18 protein-coding genes are annotated in these 18,202 nt (G+C 41.3%); 10 read left to right on the top strand and 8 right to left on the bottom strand.

Going from position 1 to position 18,202, the window contains the following annotated elements:
* Positions 1-7: 7 nt before the first annotated feature.
* The 6 genes from KB197_RS05700 to KB197_RS05675 form a co-directional block, all read right to left on the bottom strand.
* The gene (locus KB197_RS05700) at positions 8-649 is read right to left on the bottom strand and encodes a redox-sensing transcriptional repressor Rex (RefSeq protein ID WP_212573808.1); all 642 of its coding nucleotides are present in this window, start codon (positions 647-649) and stop codon (positions 8-10) included.
* 82 nt (positions 650-731) lie between these two features.
* Positions 732-947, bottom strand: coding sequence for a DUF4649 family protein (locus KB197_RS05695; RefSeq protein WP_000462491.1), 216 nt, complete (start codon positions 945-947; stop codon positions 732-734).
* A gap of 7 nt (positions 948-954) precedes the next feature.
* Complete coding sequence (locus KB197_RS05690) at positions 955-1,302, bottom strand: DUF1831 domain-containing protein (protein ID WP_000863540.1); 348 nt, start codon at positions 1,300-1,302, stop codon at positions 955-957.
* 4 nt (positions 1,303-1,306) lie between these two features.
* On the bottom strand, positions 1,307-2,422 hold the full coding sequence (locus tag KB197_RS05685) for a cysteine desulfurase family protein (protein ID WP_212573807.1): 1,116 nt from the start codon (positions 2,420-2,422) through the stop codon (positions 1,307-1,309).
* Positions 2,423-2,431: 9 nt separating this feature from the next.
* Positions 2,432-3,391: a ribose-phosphate diphosphokinase gene (locus KB197_RS05680; protein ID WP_001283818.1), complete on the bottom strand. Its 960-nt coding sequence runs from the start codon at positions 3,389-3,391 to the stop codon at positions 2,432-2,434.
* A 110-nt stretch (positions 3,392-3,501) separates the two neighbouring features.
* Positions 3,502-4,071 (bottom strand): CYTH domain-containing protein, encoded by a 570-nt coding sequence (locus KB197_RS05675; protein WP_212573806.1) that lies wholly within the window; start codon positions 4,069-4,071, stop codon positions 3,502-3,504.
* Between the two features lie 128 nt (positions 4,072-4,199).
* On the opposite strand from KB197_RS05675, the gene KB197_RS05670 reads away from it, so the two are divergent.
* From KB197_RS05670 to KB197_RS05635, 8 genes are all read left to right on the top strand, one after another.
* Entirely contained in the window at positions 4,200-4,871 is a 672-nt protein-coding gene (locus KB197_RS05670) for a GTP pyrophosphokinase (RefSeq protein ID WP_070527712.1), read from the top strand.
* Positions 4,855-5,673, top strand: a complete 819-nt coding sequence (locus KB197_RS05665; protein WP_212573805.1) for an NAD kinase — start codon at positions 4,855-4,857, stop codon at positions 5,671-5,673. Before KB197_RS05670 ends, KB197_RS05665 begins: the two co-directional genes overlap by 17 nt.
* Positions 5,670-6,566: an RluA family pseudouridine synthase gene (locus tag KB197_RS05660; protein ID WP_212573804.1), complete on the top strand. Its 897-nt coding sequence runs from the start codon at positions 5,670-5,672 to the stop codon at positions 6,564-6,566. The genes KB197_RS05665 and KB197_RS05660 overlap by 4 nt, the downstream gene beginning before the upstream one ends.
* Positions 6,567-6,609: 43 nt before the next feature.
* Positions 6,610-7,584 (top strand): phosphate acetyltransferase, encoded by a 975-nt coding sequence (pta, locus tag KB197_RS05655; RefSeq protein WP_141230412.1) that lies wholly within the window; start codon positions 6,610-6,612, stop codon positions 7,582-7,584.
* Positions 7,585-7,772: 188 nt separating this feature from the next.
* The gene (gene mutY, locus KB197_RS05650) at positions 7,773-8,948 is read left to right on the top strand and encodes an A/G-specific adenine glycosylase (protein WP_212573803.1); all 1,176 of its coding nucleotides are present in this window, start codon (positions 7,773-7,775) and stop codon (positions 8,946-8,948) included.
* A gap of 55 nt (positions 8,949-9,003) precedes the next feature.
* Entirely contained in the window at positions 9,004-9,711 is a 708-nt protein-coding gene (gene yycF / locus KB197_RS05645; RefSeq protein WP_212573802.1) for a response regulator YycF, read from the top strand.
* Complete coding sequence (gene vicK, locus KB197_RS05640) at positions 9,704-11,053, top strand: cell wall metabolism sensor histidine kinase VicK (protein WP_212573801.1); 1,350 nt, start codon at positions 9,704-9,706, stop codon at positions 11,051-11,053. Before yycF ends, vicK begins: the two co-directional genes overlap by 8 nt.
* Before the next feature lies 1 nt (position 11,054).
* Positions 11,055-11,864, top strand: a complete 810-nt coding sequence (locus KB197_RS05635) for an MBL fold metallo-hydrolase (RefSeq protein ID WP_000004964.1) — start codon at positions 11,055-11,057, stop codon at positions 11,862-11,864.
* A 34-nt stretch (positions 11,865-11,898) separates the two neighbouring features.
* Here the strand turns inward: KB197_RS05635 and KB197_RS05630 are convergent, their stop codons facing one another.
* Both KB197_RS05630 and KB197_RS05625 read right to left on the bottom strand, forming a co-directional pair.
* Complete coding sequence (locus KB197_RS05630) at positions 11,899-12,246, bottom strand: PedC/BrcD family bacteriocin maturation disulfide isomerase (RefSeq protein WP_064276118.1); 348 nt, start codon at positions 12,244-12,246, stop codon at positions 11,899-11,901.
* A 111-nt stretch (positions 12,247-12,357) separates the two neighbouring features.
* The gene (locus KB197_RS05625; protein WP_004254235.1) at positions 12,358-14,076 is read right to left on the bottom strand and encodes a phospho-sugar mutase; all 1,719 of its coding nucleotides are present in this window, start codon (positions 14,074-14,076) and stop codon (positions 12,358-12,360) included.
* A 153-nt stretch (positions 14,077-14,229) separates the two neighbouring features.
* Here KB197_RS05625 and KB197_RS05620 point away from each other — a divergent pair, with 153 nt between their 5' ends.
* Positions 14,230-16,131 carry an ABC-F family ATP-binding cassette domain-containing protein gene (locus KB197_RS05620; RefSeq protein WP_212573800.1) on the top strand — a complete coding sequence of 634 codons (1,902 nt, stop codon included), beginning with the start codon at positions 14,230-14,232 and terminating at the stop codon, positions 16,129-16,131.
* 63 nt (positions 16,132-16,194) lie between these two features.
* Positions 16,195-18,153 carry an NAD-dependent DNA ligase LigA gene (gene ligA / locus KB197_RS05615; protein ID WP_212573799.1) on the top strand — a complete coding sequence of 653 codons (1,959 nt, stop codon included), beginning with the start codon at positions 16,195-16,197 and terminating at the stop codon, positions 18,151-18,153.
* Positions 18,154-18,202 lie beyond the last annotated feature (49 nt).

Genomic DNA, 18,202 nt, shown 5'->3' with positions numbered 1-18,202 from the left:
TCGCTTTCTAATCCTCTTTTCGCATGAAGTAGAGGAGAGTTTGGAGTTCACTTGTCAAATCGACATACTGAACGACCACGTCTTTTGGTAAATGCAGATGGACTGGTGAAAAACTGAGAATTCCTTTCACGCCAGCATCTACCAAGAGATTGGCAACCTCTTGTGACTTGACGCTGGGAACTGTCAGGATAGCAGTCTTCACATCAGCATCCTTGATTTTATCCTTGATTTGTGAAATTCCGTAAATAGGAATCCCATCAGGAGTTTGGGTACCGACTTCAGGATGGTCATCTAGGTCAAAGGCCATGATAATCTTCATCTTGTTGCGCTCATGGAAGCGGTAGTGGAGAAGGGCTCGGCCCATATTTCCAATACCTACCAGCATGACATTGGTGATCGAGTTATCATTGAGTAAATCGGCAAAAAACGTCATCAGTTTTTTGACATCATAGCCAAAACCACGACGACCTAGTTCACCAAAGTAGGAAAAATCACGACGTACGGTCGCTGAATCAATACCGATAGCCTCTGCAATTTGTTTAGAGTTGGCACGTTCAATCTTTTCTGCATGAAATCTCTTAAAAATTCGATAGTAGAGAGAGAGTCTTTTCGCTGTAGCTTTTGGAATAGCAGACTGTTTATCTTTCACAAAATCACAACCTTTCTATTCTTCTATTTTATAGAAACATTGTGAAAAAATCAACAAAAACAAGAAAAAACTAAGAAAAATCTTAGTTTTGATGTAAAAAATCTGCATGTGATAGAAAACGGTAGAGGTCTCCGACCAGTCCTTGGTAAACTTCCTGCCCCTTAAAGGTCAAAGAAGTCACATAAAGTGTATCTGGCAGAGTCACACATCCTGACAGAGCCAGCATGAGAGCCTCGTAATCCTCATACTTGAGAGTTCGCTCTACATGATAGCTGTCCTTATAGGTCAGTTCAAACATATGGAACCTATCTTTCTGATTTTGTAAAGACACCACGTTCTACCAAGCTATCCATGAGAAAATAGAATTTTTCCTGATGAATGTGGTGGTCTTCTGATTTGAAAATATCAACTAGACGTAGCCCAAACTTGTCAGTGATATTGATTTTTGCACCTGTAAGTTCCTTGTTAATGATGATTTTGAGTTGGAATCCCTCACCGCTGTTCGGAACTTTTTCTAAAAGGCGAGTCAATTCATAGTTACCAACCTTAGTCTCAAAAAAAGTGTTGTCCTTAAGGGTAAATTTTTTAACAGAAGGGCTAAGAGTGTAGTCGTAACGACAATTTTTTAACTGAATGGTTTTTTCAAATGCCATATGGCTAACCTCCGATAATTTCTTTTAAGGTTTTTGCGAGGGTTTGTAGGTCTTCAACAGTATTTTGTGGAGACAAACTAATGCGAACGGATTCCTTCAAGCGTTCTGAATTTGCTCCGTACATAGCTTCAAGAACATGGCTAGATTGGACAATACCTGCCGTACAGGCTGAGCCAGTAGAGATTGAAATTCCAGCTAAATCTAGACGAAGGAGTAAGAGGTCATTTTTCTGACCAGGAAATCCAATATTGAGAACATAAGGGAGATGATGTTCTCCTCTATTCAAGTAATATTGAATGTCCTCTAGCTCTGCAAGAAAGGCAGTGTCTAAATTTTGTACATGTTGAAAATGTTCTTCTTGCTTTTCTAGGTCTTCTTTTAGGGCTGCAACCATAGCCACTATGGCAGCTAGATTTTCAGTCCCTGCACGTTTTTTCTGTTCTTGGTCTCCGCCATGTAGATAGGAATCAAAGTCCATGCTAGATGCGTAGAGAAAGCCGATTCCCTTAGGGCCATGGAATTTATGGGCAGAAGCGGTGAGAAAATCAATGCCCAATTCTTCTGGGTGAATAGGGATTTTGCCGATTGCTTGAACTGCATCAACATGATAAGCAGCAGGGTGTTGCTTGAGTATTTGGCCAATTTCAGCAATGGGAAGTAGGTTTCCAGTTTCATTATTGGCAAACATGGTAGAAACCAAAATCGTATCATCACGTAAAGCTTTTTGAATTTGCTGGGCTAAGATTTCTTGATTTTCTGGCTGAATAATGGTTACTTCAAACCCAAAGTGTTGAACCAAGTAATCAATTGTTTCAAGGACGGCATGGTGCTCAATGGCAGTTGTGATGATATGTTTTCCTTGTTCTTGATGACGAAGGCAGTAGCCAATGATGGCAGTATTGTTGCCTTCTGTCCCACCAGAAGTGAAAAAGATATGTTGAGGTTTTGTCCCCAGTAACTGAGCTAGTTCCTGACGGGCTTCTCGCAAGAGTTTGCCAGCTTGACGACCATGACCATGAATACTAGATGGATTGCCATGGGTTTCTTGCATCACCTTGGTCATCGCTGAAATAGCAACTGCTGACATGGGAGTCGTTGCAGCATTGTCCAAATAAATCAAAGAATCACCTTATTTCTTTTTGTTGTAAGCAAAGAGTGGGCTGACTGGTTTTCTTTCGTGGATACGGACGATAGCATCACCAATTAACTCACTAGCAGTGATGTAGCATACGTTTTTAGGAGTTTTTTCTTTTGTTGCTACTGAATCAGTCACAAGAATTTCTTTAATATTAGTATTGTCAAGAAGTTCAGCAGCTCCTTCGACGAAGAGGCCGTGGCTAGAAACAGCATAAATTTCTGTAGCACCTTCACGTTCAACGATTTTAGCAGCTTCAGAGAAGGTGCGTCCTGTATTAAGAATATCATCAATCAAGATGGCTTTCTTACCTTCAACATCACCAATAATATAACCTTCGTTACGAGTTGCATCGTCCTGAGGGTAATCGATAATGGCGATAGGAGCATCAAGATATTCAGCCAAGCTACGAGCACGCTTTACACCTGAATTTTTAGGGCTAACCACGACAACATCTGAACCGAGTAGGCCCTTATCGCAATAATGTTTTGCAAATAGGGGAACTGTGAAAAGGTTATCGACAGGGATGTCAAAGAAGCCTTGAACCTGAACGGCATGCAAATCAAGCGTAAGGATACGATCGACACCAGCCTTAACTAGCATATTGGCAACTAGTTTCGCTGTAAGTGGCTCACGAGGTGAAGCGATGCGGTCTTGACGTGCATAGCCAAAATATGGAAGGACAACGTTGATACTGTGCGCACTTGCACGAACACAAGCATCAACCATGATTAACAATTCCATTAGGTGGTTGTTAACTGGGAAACTTGTTGATTGGATGATGTAAACATCATAACCACGGACACTTTCTTCGATATTTACTTGAATTTCTCCGTCTGAAAATTGACGTGATGATAGTTTTCCAAGTGGGACACCAACAGCTTGAGCAATTTTCTGTGCAATCTCTTGGTTAGAGTTGAGTGCGAAAAGTTTCATGTTTTTTCTATCTGACATTATAGACCGTCCTCTGTAAACTTTTTAAATCCTAGTCATATCTGCCTAGCCTATACGAACTGGGATTTTGTATTTTATCTTTTCTATTTTACCAAAAAATAGAGATTATTTCAGCTATTTTTCATGCTTTTGACAAATCGAACCAATTTTGAGTGAGCTTTTTGATAAGCAATCTGATTTTCCTCTAAAAATTGCTGGAAATCTTGCTTCCCTTGCTCGTGATTTTCCACTTCAAGCTCCAATTCGTAATCTGTAATATCAAGGTACTGACTCTCATCTAGTGCCATGAGGCCAATTGGTGTTTGCATTTCATAGCGAAGTGTCGTTAGACAACCAAGAATCTGCCATTCACTAGTTTTAATACCATGTTTCGCCAATTCATCCAGCACTAGCCCTTGAGGAAGTTCTTTCTTGCTCAGATAGTTTTCAGCATCTTTTAGTTGCAATTTTTGATTGTATTCCATGTTTCCAACACTTTGAGGGACTTTGAGTGTCAATTCTGCCCAGTCTTCAAAGGTTCGAATGCGCATAGCAACTTTCTTTTCTCGCAGTTCAAAATCAGGCGTGTCTATGTAGTAATTTTTTTGAAGAACAGGAGTGACGTCTGTGAACTGGTCCTTTAGACGATTGTATTCATCTTTTTTCAAGAGTGTTTTCAATTCAATTTCTAAATGTTTCATTTTTCTTACCTTTTCTTTATCGTTGAAAGCGGATTTATGGTATAATAAGCATTGTATTTATTGTATATGAATCTGGAGAAAAAATCAAAGATATTTTTGAAGGATAATATGTGAAAAAGGGAGAATATATGACCTTAGAATGGGAAGAATTTCTAGATCCTTACATTCAAGCTGTTGGTGAGTTAAAGATTAAACTACGTGGTATTCGGAAGCAATATCGTAAGCAAAATAAGCATTCTCCGATTGAGTTTGTGACTGGTCGAGTCAAACCGATTGAAAGTATCAAGGAAAAAATGGCTCGTCGTGGCATTACTTATGCGACGTTGGAACACGATCTGCAAGATATTGCCGGCTTGCGTGTGATGGTCCAGTTTGTAGATGACGTCAAGGAAGTAGTGGAGATTTTGCGCAAACGTCAGGATATGCGGATCATACAGGAGCGTGATTACATTACTCATCGAAAATCCTCAGGCTATCGTTCCTATCATGTGGTAGTTGAATATTCGGTTGATACCATTAATGGAGCTAAGACCATTTTAGCGGAAATTCAAATTCGTACCTTGGCTATGAATTTTTGGGCAACGATAGAACATTCTCTCAACTACAAGTACCAAGGGGATTTCCCAGAGGAAATTAAAAAGAGACTGGAAATTACTGCCAAAATTGCCCATCAGTTGGATGAAGAAATGGGTAAAATTCGAGATGATATCCAGGAAGCCCAGGCTCTTTTTGATCCTTTGAGTAGAAAATTAAATGACGGTGTAGGAAACAGTGACGATACAGATGAAGAATACAGGTAAACGAATTGACCTGATAGCTAATAGAAAACCGCAGAGTCAAAGGGTTTTGTATGAATTGCGAGATCGTTTGAAGAGAAATCAGTTTATACTCAATGATACCAATCCGGACATTGTCATCTCCATTGGTGGGGATGGCATGCTCTTGTCGGCCTTTCATAAGTACGAAAATCAGCTTGACAAGGTCCGCTTCGTTGGTGTTCACACTGGACATTTGGGATTCTATACGGACTACCGTGATTTTGAGTTGGACAAGCTAGTGACTAATTTGCAGCTAGATACCGGAGCAAGAGTCTCTTACCCTGTTCTAAATGTGAAGGTTTTTCTTGAAAATGGTGAAGTGAAGATTTTTAGAGCACTAAATGAAGCCAGTATCCGCAGGTCTGATCGAACTATGGTGGCGGATGTTGTGATTAATGGTGTCCACTTTGAACGTTTTCGTGGAGATGGGCTAACAGTTTCGACACCGACTGGTAGCACAGCCTATAACAAGTCGCTTGGTGGAGCTGTTCTACACCCAACCATTGAAGCTTTGCAATTAACGGAAATTGCTAGCCTTAACAATCGTGTTTATCGAACGCTGGGTTCGTCCATTATTGTTCCTAAGAAGGACAAGATTGAACTTATCCCAACGAGAAACGATTACCATACTATTTCGGTTGACAATAGCGTTTATTCCTTACGCAATATTGAACGAATTGAGTATCAAATCGACCATCATAAGATTCACTTTGTCGCATCACCGAGCCATACTAGTTTCTGGAACCGAGTTAAGGATGCTTTCATCGGAGAGGTGGACGAATGAGGTTTGAATTTATCGCAGATGAACATGTCAAGGTCAAGACCTTCTTAAAAAAGCATGAGGTTTCTAAGGGGCTTCTGGCCAAGATTAAGTTTCGAGGTGGAGCTATTCTGGTCAATGATCAACCACAAAATGCGACGTATCTTTTGGATATTGGAGACCGAGTTATCATCGATATTCCTGCTGAGGAAGGATTTGAAACTCTCAAAGCTATCGAGCGCCCACTGGATATTCTCTATGAGGATGACCATTTTCTAGTCTTAAACAAACCCTATGGGGTGGCTTCTATTCCTAGTGTTAATCACTCCAATACCATCGCTAATTTTATCAAGGGTTACTACGTCAAGCAAAACTATGAAAATCAGCAGGTTCACATTGTAACTAGACTTGATAGGGACACTTCTGGCTTGATGCTCTTTGCCAAGCACGGCTATGCCCATGCACGATTAGACAAGCAGTTGCAGAAGAAATCTATCGAGAAACGCTACTTTGCTTTGGTTAAAGGTGATGGACACTTGGAGTCAGAGGGGGAAATTATTGCTCCGATTGCGCGTGATGAAGACTCTATTATTACCAGACGTGTAGCTAAAGGTGGAAAGTATGCTCATACTTCTTACAAGATTGTAGCATCTTATGGGAATATTCATTTGGTAGACATTCGCCTGCACACTGGTCGAACCCACCAAATCCGAGTCCATTTTTCTCATATTGGTTTTCCTTTGTTGGGAGATGATTTGTACGGTGGTAGTCTAGACGATGGAATTCAGCGCCAAGCCCTGCATTGCCATTACCTATCTTTTTATCATCCATTTTTAGAGCAAGACTTGCAGTTAGAAAGTCCCTTGCCGGATGATTTTAGCAACCTTATTACCCAGTTATCAACTAATACTCTATAAAAACAGTTTCAGAGTATAATTATTATCTTAAAGGAGAAAACTCATGGAAGTTTTTGAAAGTCTCAAAGCCAACTTGGTTGGTAAAAATGCTCGTATCGTTCTCCCTGAAGGGGAAGAACCTCGTATTCTTCAAGCGACTAAACGCCTGGTAAAAGAAACAGAAGTGATTCCTGTTTTGCTTGGAAATCCTGAAAAAATTAAAATTTATCTTGAAATTGAAGGTATTGAGGACGGTTATGAAGTCATCGACCCTCAACACTACGATAAATTTGAAGAAATGGTTTCTGCTTTGGTAGAGCGTCGCAAAGGCAAAATGTCTGAAGAAGATGCACGCAAGGTTTTGGTTGAAGATGTCAACTATTTTGGTGTTATGTTAGTATACCTGGGCTTGGTTGATGGAATGGTGTCAGGAGCGATTCACTCAACTGCTTCAACAGTTCGTCCAGCTCTTCAAATCATCAAAACTCGTCCAAATGTTACTCGTACTTCAGGTGCCTTCCTCATGGTTCGTGGTACGGAACGTTACCTATTCGGAGACTGTGCCATCAACATCAATCCAGACGCGGAAGCCTTGGCTGAAATTGCCATTAACTCAGCAATCACAGCTAAGATGTTTGGCATCGAACCTAAAATTGCTATGCTAAGTTATTCTACTAAGGGTTCAGGTTTTGGTGAAAGTGTTGATAAGGTTGTAGAAGCAACTAAAATTGCTCACGACTTGCGTCCTGACCTTGAAATAGATGGGGAATTGCAATTTGATGCAGCCTTTGTTCCTGAAACTGCAGCTCTGAAAGCTCCTGGAAGTACGGTAGCTGGTCAAGCAAATGTCTTCATCTTCCCAGGTATCGAGGCAGGAAATATCGGTTACAAGATGGCAGAACGTCTTGGTGGCTTTGCAGCTGTAGGACCTGTTTTGCAAGGTTTGAACAAGCCAGTTAACGACCTTTCTCGTGGATGTAATGCTGATGATGTTTACAAGTTGACCCTTATCACAGCAGCCCAAGCTGTTCATCAATAAGATTTAGTCCTCTTTCCCTTGGGAAGAGGTTTTTTATACTCAATGAAAATCAAAGAGCAAACTAGGAAACTAGCCGCAGGCTGTACTTGAGTACGGCAAGGCGACGTTGACGTGGTTTGAATTTGATTTTCGAAGAGTATTAATACTAGGAAAAGGACAGTTAGAATCTTCTGTGTTATACTAGAGATATGTTAGATTTGAAAGAATACGGTATCGTCATGTGGCCGGAGGAGAAGATCATTTCTTTCCGTGAGAAACTTCTTGCCTGGTATGATGAAAACAAAAGAGATTTACCGTGGCGTAGAAGTAAAAATCCTTATCATATCTGGGTTTCTGAAATTATGCTCCAGCAGACCAGAGTGGATACAGTTATCCCTTACTACGAAAGATTCTTGGACTGGTTTCCAACAGTCGAAAGTTTGGCGAATGCGCCTGAAGAGCGTTTGTTGAAGGCTTGGGAGGGACTGGGATACTATTCTCGAGTTCGTAATATGCAGGCTGCAGCCCAGCAGATTATGGCTGACTTTGGTGGTCAATTTCCAAATACCTATGAAGGAATTTCCAGTTTGAAAGGGATTGGTCCTTATACAGCAGGAGCGATTTCCAGTATTGCTTTTAACTTGCCTGAGCCTGCTGTAGACGGTAATGTCATGCGAGTTTTGGCGCGTCTGTTTGAAGTCAATCATGATATTGGCATTCCAAGTAATCGCAAAATTTTTCAGGCAATGATGGAAATCTTGATTGATCCGAATCGTCCGGGTGACTTTAATCAAGCTTTGATGGACTTGGGTTCAGACATTGAGGCTCCTGTAAATCCTAGACCAGAAGAGAGTCCAGTGAAGGACTTTAGTGCAGCATATCAGAATGGAAGCATGGACCGTTATCCAATCAAGGCTCCAAAGAAAAAGCCAGTTCCCATTTATCTAAAAGCACTAGTTGTGAAAAATGCTCAGGGACAATTTTTACTTGAAAAAAATGAGAGTGAAAAGTTGTTGGCGGGATTTTGGCATTTTCCCTTGATAGAAGTAGATGACTTTTCGCAAGAGGAGCAGTTTGACCTCTTTCATCAGGTTGCAGAAGAAAGTGTGAATTTTGGCCCTAGTCCAGAGGAGAGTTTCCAGCAGGACTATGACCTAGATGTTGATTGGCTTGATGTTTATTTTGAGACTGTCAAGCATGTCTTTAGCCATCGTAAATGGCATGTTCAAATTGTAGCTGGTCAGGTGAGTGATTTCCATGATTTTTCAGATAGGGAAGTTCGCTGGCTTTCACCAGAAGAGTTTAAGAATTACCCACTTGCCAAACCCCAACAAAAAATCTGGCAGGCTTATGCACAAGCCAAGTTAGACAGTAGCAAAGACTAGCTATTGTGTCTTCTTGTTATTTTTTTGGTATAATAGTAGAGAAAAAGGTGAACAAATGAAAAAAATATTAATTGTAGATGATGAAAAACCAATCTCGGACATTATCAAGTTTAATATGACCAAGGAAGGTTACGAGGTTGTAACTGCTTTTAATGGCCGTGAAGCGCTAGAACAATTTGAAGCAGAGCAACCAGATATTATTATTCTGGATTTGATGCTTCCGGAAATTGATGGTTTAGAAGTTGCTAAGACTATTCGCAAGACAAGTAGTGTACCTATTATCATGCTTTCAGCTAAAGACAGCGAATTTGATAAGGTTATCGGTTTAGAGCTGGGGGCGGATGACTATGTGACCAAACCTTTCTCAAATCGTGAGTTGCAGGCGCGTGTCAAAGCTCTTCTACGTCGTACGGACTTGGTTTCTGTAGATAATCAAGAATCTGATGAAAAGAAAGCCCAAACCTTGCAAATTGGGGACTTAGAGATTGTGCCAGATGCTTATGTGGCTAAAAAATACGGTGAAGAACTAGACTTAACCCACCGTGAATTTGAGCTTTTGTATCACTTGGCTTCTCATATTGGTCAAGTGATTACACGTGAACACTTGCTTGAAACGGTCTGGGGGTATGATTATTTTGGAGATGTTCGGACTGTTGACGTAACTATCAGACGTTTGCGTGAGAAGATTGAAGATACACCTAGTCGTCCAGAGTATATCCTAACACGTCGCGGTGTTGGTTATTATATGAGAAATAATGATTGAATTTATTAGAAAAAATATTCTTACTAGTGATTTTATCTTCATTTTAATTTTATTGGGTTTTATCTTGATTGTTACCTTGCTTTTGCTAGAAAATCGGCGAGATAATATTCGGTTGAAGCAAATCAATCAAAAGGTAAAGGACCTGATTGCAGGAGATTATTCTCAGGTATTGGATATGCAGGGAAGTTCTGAAATCACTAATATTACCAATAATCTCAATGATTTATCAGAAGTAATCCGCTTGACTCAAGAAAATCTGGAACAAGAGAGTAAACGATTGCACAGTATCCTCTCTTACATGACAGACGGAGTTCTTGCGACCAATCGTCGTGGCAAGATTACCATGATTAATGACATGGCTAAGAAACAGCTAGGTGTTCAGAAGGAAGAGGTTCTCAACAAAAGTATTCTAGAATTGCTTGAGATTGAAGATGAGTATGAACTTCGTGATTTGATCACCCAAGTTCCTGAGCTTATGATTGATTCTCAAGATGCCAATGGTGAATATCTGAGCCTTCGTGTACGTTTTGCCTTGGTTCGTCGAGAGTCTGGCTTTATCTCAGGTTTGGTTGCAGTTTTGCATGATACGACGGAGCAGGAGAAGGAAGAACGGGAACGGAGACTCTTTGTTTCCAACGTTAGTCATGAGCTACGGACGCCTCTGACCAGCGTAAAATCCTATCTTGAAGCCTTGGATGAGGGTGCCTTGTCAGAACCTGTCGCTCCAGACTTTATCAAGGTGTCTCTAGACGAAACTAACCGTATGATGCGAATGGTGACAGATCTTCTCCATCTTTCACGGATTGATAATGCGACCAGTCACCTAGATGTGGAACTGATTAACTTTACTGCCTTTATTACTTTTATTCTTAACCGTTTTGATAAGATGAGGGGATCAGATGAAGAGAAGAAATACGAATTGGTTAGAGATTATCCGATTACGTCTGTCTGGATTGAAATTGATACAGACAAAATGACACAAGTGATTGATAATATTCTTAACAATGCCATTAAGTATTCACCAGATGGTGGGAAAATCACAGTGACCATGAAGACAACTGATGATCAGATGATTTTATCTATCTCAGACCAAGGTTTGGGTATTCCTAAGCAGGATTTACCACGTATTTTTGACCGTTTTTATCGTGTGGATCGTGCTAGAAGTCGTGCTCAAGGTGGTACAGGTCTAGGACTGTCTATTGCTAAAGAAATTATCAAACAACATAAGGGCTTTATTTGGGCCAAAAGTGAATACGGTAAGGGATCAACCTTTACCATCGTGCTCCCTTATGATAAGGATGCAGTGAAAGAAGAAGTATGGGAGGACGAAGTAGAAGACTAGAATGAGTGAAACAGGCTTTAAATACAGTATTTTAGCGTCGGGTTCCAGTGGAAATTCCTTTTATCTGGAAACCCCAAAAAAGAAACTTTTAGTGGATGCAGGCTTGTCTGGTAAGAAAATTACCAGCCTACTTGCTGAAATTAACCGCAAACCAGAGGACCTGGATGCCATCTTGATTACGCATGAGCATTCAGACCATATCCACGGTGTGGGTGTTTTAGCTCGCAAGTATGGTATGGATTTGTATGCCAATGAAAAGACCTGGCAAGCAATGGAAAATAGCAAGTATCTCGGCAAGGTGGATTCTTCGCAAAAGCATATCTTTGAAATGGGCAAAACCAAAACATTTGGAGATATTGATATTGAGAGTTTTGGAGTTAGCCATGATGCAGTTGCACCTCAGTTCTATCGCTTTATGAAGGATGATAAGAGTTTTGTCATGCTGACTGATACAGGTTATGTTAGTGACCGTATGGCAGGGATTGTCGAAAATGCAGATGGCTATCTCATCGAGTCCAATCATGATGTGGAGATTTTGCGAGCAGGTTCTTACGCTTGGCGACTCAAACAACGAATCCTATCGGATCTCGGTCACCTTTCTAACGAGGACGGTGCTGAAGCTATGATTCGTACCTTGGGAAACCGCACTAAGAAAATCTACCTTGGACATTTATCTAAGGAAAATAATATCAAGGAACTGGCTCACATGACCATGGTCAATCAGCTAGCCCAAGCTGATTTAGGTGTAGGAGTAGACTTTAAGGTTTATGATACCTCACCAGATACTGCAACACCATTGACAGATATATAAAAAGAAGGCGAATGTGCCTTCTTTTTTATATCATTTACAATCCTGCAAATTCTTTGATTTCTTGTGCTGACATTGAAGAGTCGCAACGGACATTGATTTGTCCATCTGCAATGTGAACGAAGCCTGGTACAGTTGGAATTCCATAGCGTGAGCGGAATTCTTGCAACTCATTGAGTTGGCTTGGTTCTTCACTGTTGATGAAGTAGATGTGAGCTTTGGTTTCAGCTACGACACCTGCTAAAGTACCTGCAAATTTACGGCAGTAAGGGCAAGTTTTGCGACCGATAAAGAAGGTTGCAGTTTCTTTATTATCAAGAGCTTCTTGCGCACGCGCTACTGTAGTGACTTCAAGGTCTTTGATGTTATCTAAAAATTGTTCCATGAGATTACCTCGCTTTCATTGATAAGTCTAGTATGCCATAAAGTTTCTAAAATTGCTTAGATTTGATACGAAAAAAAGATGAGATTTGTTTGTCTCATCTTTTATAGGATTTTATTTTACAAAAGCATTGATTTCTGCTTCGATGTTAGCAATCTTAGCTTGTGATTCTTCGTTGGTTTCACCTACAACTGCAATGTAGAACTTGATTTTTGGTTCTGTACCTGAAGGGCGAACAGCAATCCATGAACCGTCAGCAAGTGTGTATTTCAATACATCACTTGGAGGAGTTGTTAAGTTTGTAACAGTTCCGTCAGCAGCAGTAGCAGTTTGAGCCTTGAAGTCTTCTACGACAGTGATAGCTGTTGTGTTCCATTCTTTTGGAGCATTGTTACGGAATTTAGCCATAATCGCTTTGATTTGTTCAGCACCATCGACACCTGAAAGGGTAACAGAGATAGTTTTTTCTGCGTAGTAGCCGTATTCTTTATAGATTTCTTCGATACCGTCAGCAAGGGTCAAACCACGTGAACGGTAGTAGGCAGCAAGTTCAGCAACGACTAGAACGGCTTGGATAGCATCTTTATCACGTACGAATGGTTTAATCAAGTAACCGAAGCTTTCTTCAAATCCCATCATGTAAGTGTGGTTGTGTTTTTCTTCGAATTCTTGGATTTTTTCAGCGATGAATTTGAAACCAGTCAAAACGTTGAACATGGTTGCGCCGTAGCTTTCAGCAATCTTCGTTACCAAGTCAGTTGATACGATAGATTTACATAGGGCTGCGTTTTCTGGAAGAGTTCCAGCGTTTTTGTGGGCTTCCAAGATGTATTTAGCCATGATAGCACCGATTTGGTTACCTGATAGGTTAAGGTAGCTACCATCTTTTTGAAGAACTTCAACACCAACACGGTCAGCATCAGGGTCAGTTGCCACAAGAACATCTGCACCAACTTGACGACCAAGTTCTTCAGCAAGGGCAAAGGCTGCTTGGCTTTCTGGGTTTGGAGATTTTACAGTTGAGAAGTCAGGATCGGCAGTTGCTTGCGCTTCAACGACTTGAACAGAGTCAAATCCTGCTTGGGCAAGAGCGCGACGAGCCAACATTTCACCAGTACCATGAAGTGGTGTGTAGACAATTTTCATGTCTTTACCGAATTCTTCAATCAAGGCTGGGTTGATGTTTACGTCCTTAACCTCTTTAAGGTATTCTACGTCAACAGCTTCGCCGATAACTTCAATTAAGCCAGAAGCTTTTTCAGCTTCCACATCAGCAACTTCAACTGCAAATGGATTTTCGATTGCACGAATGTATGTTGTCAAAGCGTCTGCATCGTGTGGAGGCATTTGTCCACCGTCTTCACCGTAAACCTTGTAACCGTTAAATGGTGCTGGGTTGTGGCTAGCTGTGACCATGATACCTGCGAAACAGTTGAGGTGACGAACTGCAAATGAGAGTTCTGGAGTTGGACGAAGGCTTTCAAATACATAAGATTTGATGCCGTGTTTAGCAAGAACTGCCGCAGATTCAAAGGCAAATTCAGGTGAGAAGTGACGGCTATCGTAGGCAATTGCTACACCGCGTTCTTTTTCGTTTCCGCCTTTTGACTCAATCAAACGAGCCAATCCTTCAGTAGCTTGGCGAACAACGTAGATGTTGATGCGGTTTGTACCAGCACCAATCAGGCCACGCATACCTGCAGTACCAAATTCAAGGTTTGTATAGAAGGCATCTTCCTTTGTTTTTTCGTCCATATTTTCCAAATCTTGACGAAGGTAATCAGGAAGCTCCGCAAAATCAACCCATTTCTGGTAATTTTCTTGGTAAGACATTGAAATTCTCCTTTTTGTAAATTGTTTTAACCGTTCACATTATAGCACTTTTTAGCGTTTTAGTAAAACGGTAGCATAATTTTCAGAAAAGTGGTGTCATATGCCGGTTTATCAAGTCTTGAATGCCTTAGGGAAACATGCTATACTACTTGTATGATTATTTTACAAGCTAATAAGATTGAACGTTCTTTTGCAGGAGAGGTTCTTTTTGATAATATCAACCTGCAGGTTGATGAACGAGATCGGATTGCCCTTGTTGGGAAAAATGGTGCAGGTAAGTCTACTCTTTTGAAGATTTTGGTTGGAGAAGAGGAGCCAACTAGCGGAGAAATCAATAAGAAAAAAGATATTTCTCTGTCTTACCTAGCCCAAGATAGCCGTTTTGAATCTGAAAATACCATCTACGATGAGATGCTTCATGTCTTTGATGACTTGCGTCGGACTGAGAAACAACTACGTCTGATGGAGTTGGAGATGGGTGAAAAGTCTGGTGAGGATTTGGATAAACTGATGTCAGATTACGACCGCTTATCTGAAAATTTTCGCCAAGCAGGTGGCTTTACCTATGAAGCTGATATTCGAGCGATTTTAAATGGATTCAAGTTTGACGAGTCTATGTGGCAGATGAAAATAGCTGAACTTTCAGGTGGTCAAAATACTCGTCTGGCTCTTGCTAAAATGCTTCTTGAAAAGCCCAATCTCTTGGTCTTGGACGAGCCAACCAACCACTTGGATATTGAAACTATTGCTTGGTTAGAGAATTACCTAGTAAACTATAGCGGTGCTCTCATTATTGTCAGCCACGACCGTTATTTCTTGGACAAGGTTGCGACAATTACGCTAGATTTGACCAAGCATTCCTTGGATCGCTATGTGGGGAATTACTCTCGTTTTGTAGAGTTGAAGGAGCAAAAACTAGCTACTGAGGCAAAAAACTATGAAAAGCAGCAGAAGGAGATCGCTGCTTTGGAAGACTTTGTCAATCGTAATTTAGTCCGTGCTTCGACGACCAAACGTACCCAATCCCGTCGTAAACAACTAGAAAAAATGGACCGCTTAGACAAGCCGGAAGCTGGCAAGAAAGCAGCCAACATGACCTTCCAGTCTGAAAAAACGTCGGGTAATGTTGTCCTGACTGTTGAAAATGCGTCTATTGGCTATGATGGGGAAGTCCTGTCACAACCGATTAACCTAGACCTTCGTAAGATGAATGCTGTCGCCATCGTTGGTCCCAATGGTATTGGAAAGTCAACTTTTATTAAATCAATCGTGGACCAGATTCCTTTTATCAAGGGGGAAAAGCGCTTTGGGGCTAATGTTGAGGTTGGTTACTATGACCAAACCCAAAGCAAGCTGACACCAAGTAATACTGTACTGGATGAACTCTGGAATGATTTTAAACTGACACCAGAAGTTGAAATCCGCAACCGTCTAGGTGCCTTCCTTTTCTCAGGAGATGATGTCAAAAAATCAGTCGGCATGCTGTCAGGTGGCGAAAAAGCTCGTTTGCTTTTGGCTAAATTGTCTATGGAAAACAATAACTTCTTGATTCTGGATGAGCCGACCAACCACCTGGATATTGATAGCAAGGAAGTGTTGGAAAATGCCTTGATTGACTTTGATGGAACTCTTCTATTTGTAAGCCACGACCGCTACTTTATCAATCGTGTAGCAACTCATGTTTTGGAATTGTCTGAGAATGGATCAACTCTCTATCTTGGAGATTACGACTACTATGTCGATAAAAAGGCTGAAATGGAAGTCAGTCAGATAGAGGAAGCTTCAACTAACAATCAAGTAAAAGAATCAAGTCCAGTTAATGACTACCAGGCCCAGAAAGAAAGTCAAAAAGAAGTTCGCAAACTCATGAGACAAATTGAAAGTCTAGAAGCTGAAATCGAAGAGTTAGAAAGTCAAAGCCAAGACATTTCTGAACAAATGCTGGAAACCAACGATGCAGATAAACTCATGGAATTGCAGGCTGAACTGGACAAAATCAGCCACCGTCAGGAAGAAGCTATGCTTGAGTGGGAAGAATTATCAGAGCAGGTGTAAGATTTCTAAGTTTTCTGCCCTTCTCCATTGTGAGGAGGGCTTAATTTATGGTAAAATGGTTTTATGAATAAAAGAATGAATGAGTTGGTCGCCTTGCTCAATCGCTATGCGACTGAGTACTATACCAGCGATAATCCGTCGGTTTCAGATAGTGAGTATGACCGCCTTTACCGTGAGTTGGTTGAGTTGGAGGCTGCCTATCCAGATCAAGTATTAGCAGATAGTCCAACTCATCGTGTTGGTGGCAAGGTTTTAGATGGTTTTGAAAAATACAGTCATCAGTATCCTCTTTATAGTTTGCAGGATGCTTTTTCACGTGAGGAGCTTGAAGCTTTTGATGCGCGTGTTCGTAAGGAAGTGGCCCATCCGACCTATATTTGTGAGCTGAAAATCGATGGCTTGTCTATCTCGCTGACTTATGAAAAGGGGATTTTAGTTGCTGGTGCAACACGTGGAGACGGTTCTGTTGGGGAGAATATCACGGAAAACCTCAAGCGTGTTAAGGACATTCCTTTGACCTTGCCAGAAGAACTAGATATCACAGTTCGTGGGGAATGTTATATGCCACGCGCTTCTTTTGACCAGGTCAACCAAGCTCGTCAAGAAAATGGAGAGCCTGAATTTGCCAATCCTCGTAATGCAGCGGCAGGAACCCTGCGACAGTTGGATACAGCAGTAGTTGCCAAGCGCAATCTTGCAACGTTTCTTTATCAGGAAGCCAGCCCTTCAACTCGAGATAGTCAAGAAAAAGTGTTGAAGCACCTTGAACAACTAGGTTTTGTGGTCAATCCTAAGCGAATTCTGGCTGAAAACATAGATGAAATCTGGAATTTCATCCAAGAAGTAGGACAGGAACGAGACAGTCTTCCCTATGATATCGATGGGGTGGTGATCAAGGTTAATGACCTAGCAAGCCAAGAAGAACTCGGTTTTACCGTCAAGGCTCCAAAGTGGGCAGTAGCCTACAAGTTCCCAGCTGAAGAAAAAGAAGCTCAACTCTTATCAGTTGATTGGACAGTTGGTCGTACGGGTGTGGTGACTCCAACTGCGAATCTAACACCAGTACAACTAGCTGGGACAACTGTTAGCCGTGCGACTCTACACAATGTTGATTATATTGCTGAAAAAGATATCCGCAAAGACGACACGGTCATCGTCTATAAGGCCGGGGACATCATCCCTGCCGTTTTACGTGTAGTAGAGTCCAAACGGATTTCTGAAGAGAAACTATATATCCCTACAAACTGTCCAAGTTGTAACTCTGGCTTGTTGCACTTTGAAGATGAAGTGGCTCTCCGTTGTATCAATCCGCGTTGCCCTGCTCAAATCATGGAAGGCTTGATTCACTTTGCTTCTCGTGATGCTATGAATATTACAGGCCTTGGTCCATCTATTGTTGAGAAACTCTTTGCTGCCAATCTAGTCAAGGATGTAGCGGATATTTACCGTTTGCAAGAAGAAGATTTCCTCCTTTTAGAGGGGGTTAAGGAAAAGTCTGCTTCTAAACTGTATCAGGCCATCCAAGCATCTAAAGAAAACTCAGCTGAGAAACTATTATTTGGTTTGGGAATTCGCCATGTCGGAAGCAAGGCCAGTCAGCTGTTACTTCAACATTTCCATTCAATCGAAAATCTGGCTCAGGCAGATCCAGAGGAAGTCGCTAGTATTGAGAGTTTGGGTGGTGTGATTTCCAAGAGTCTCCAGACCTATTTTGCGACAGAAGGCTCTGAAATTCTCCTCAGAGAATTGAAAGAAGCTGGGGTCAATCTGGATTATAAAGGTCAGACTGTAGTGGCAGATGCGGCCTTGTCAGGCTTGACCGTTGTATTGACTGGAAAATTGGAACGTCTCAAGCGCTCAGAAGCTAAAAGTAAACTCGAAAGTCTGGGTGCAAAAGTAACAGGCAGTGTTTCTAAAAAGACCGACCTTGTTGTTGCAGGAGCAGATGCTGGAAGTAAACTGCAAAAAGCACAAGAACTTGGTATCGAGGTTCGAGATGAAGCTTGGCTAGAAACTCTGTAATGATCGTTTAAAACCAGAGTTTAGACAGTATAACTAGTTTGTTAATCGG

The sequence above is a fragment of the Streptococcus sp. 11-4097 genome, assembly GCF_018215285.2.
Taxonomy (GTDB): domain Bacteria; phylum Bacillota; class Bacilli; order Lactobacillales; family Streptococcaceae; genus Streptococcus.
The sequence above is the reverse complement of the archived record's forward strand: the minus strand, read 5'-3'. Positions and strand labels throughout refer to the sequence as shown.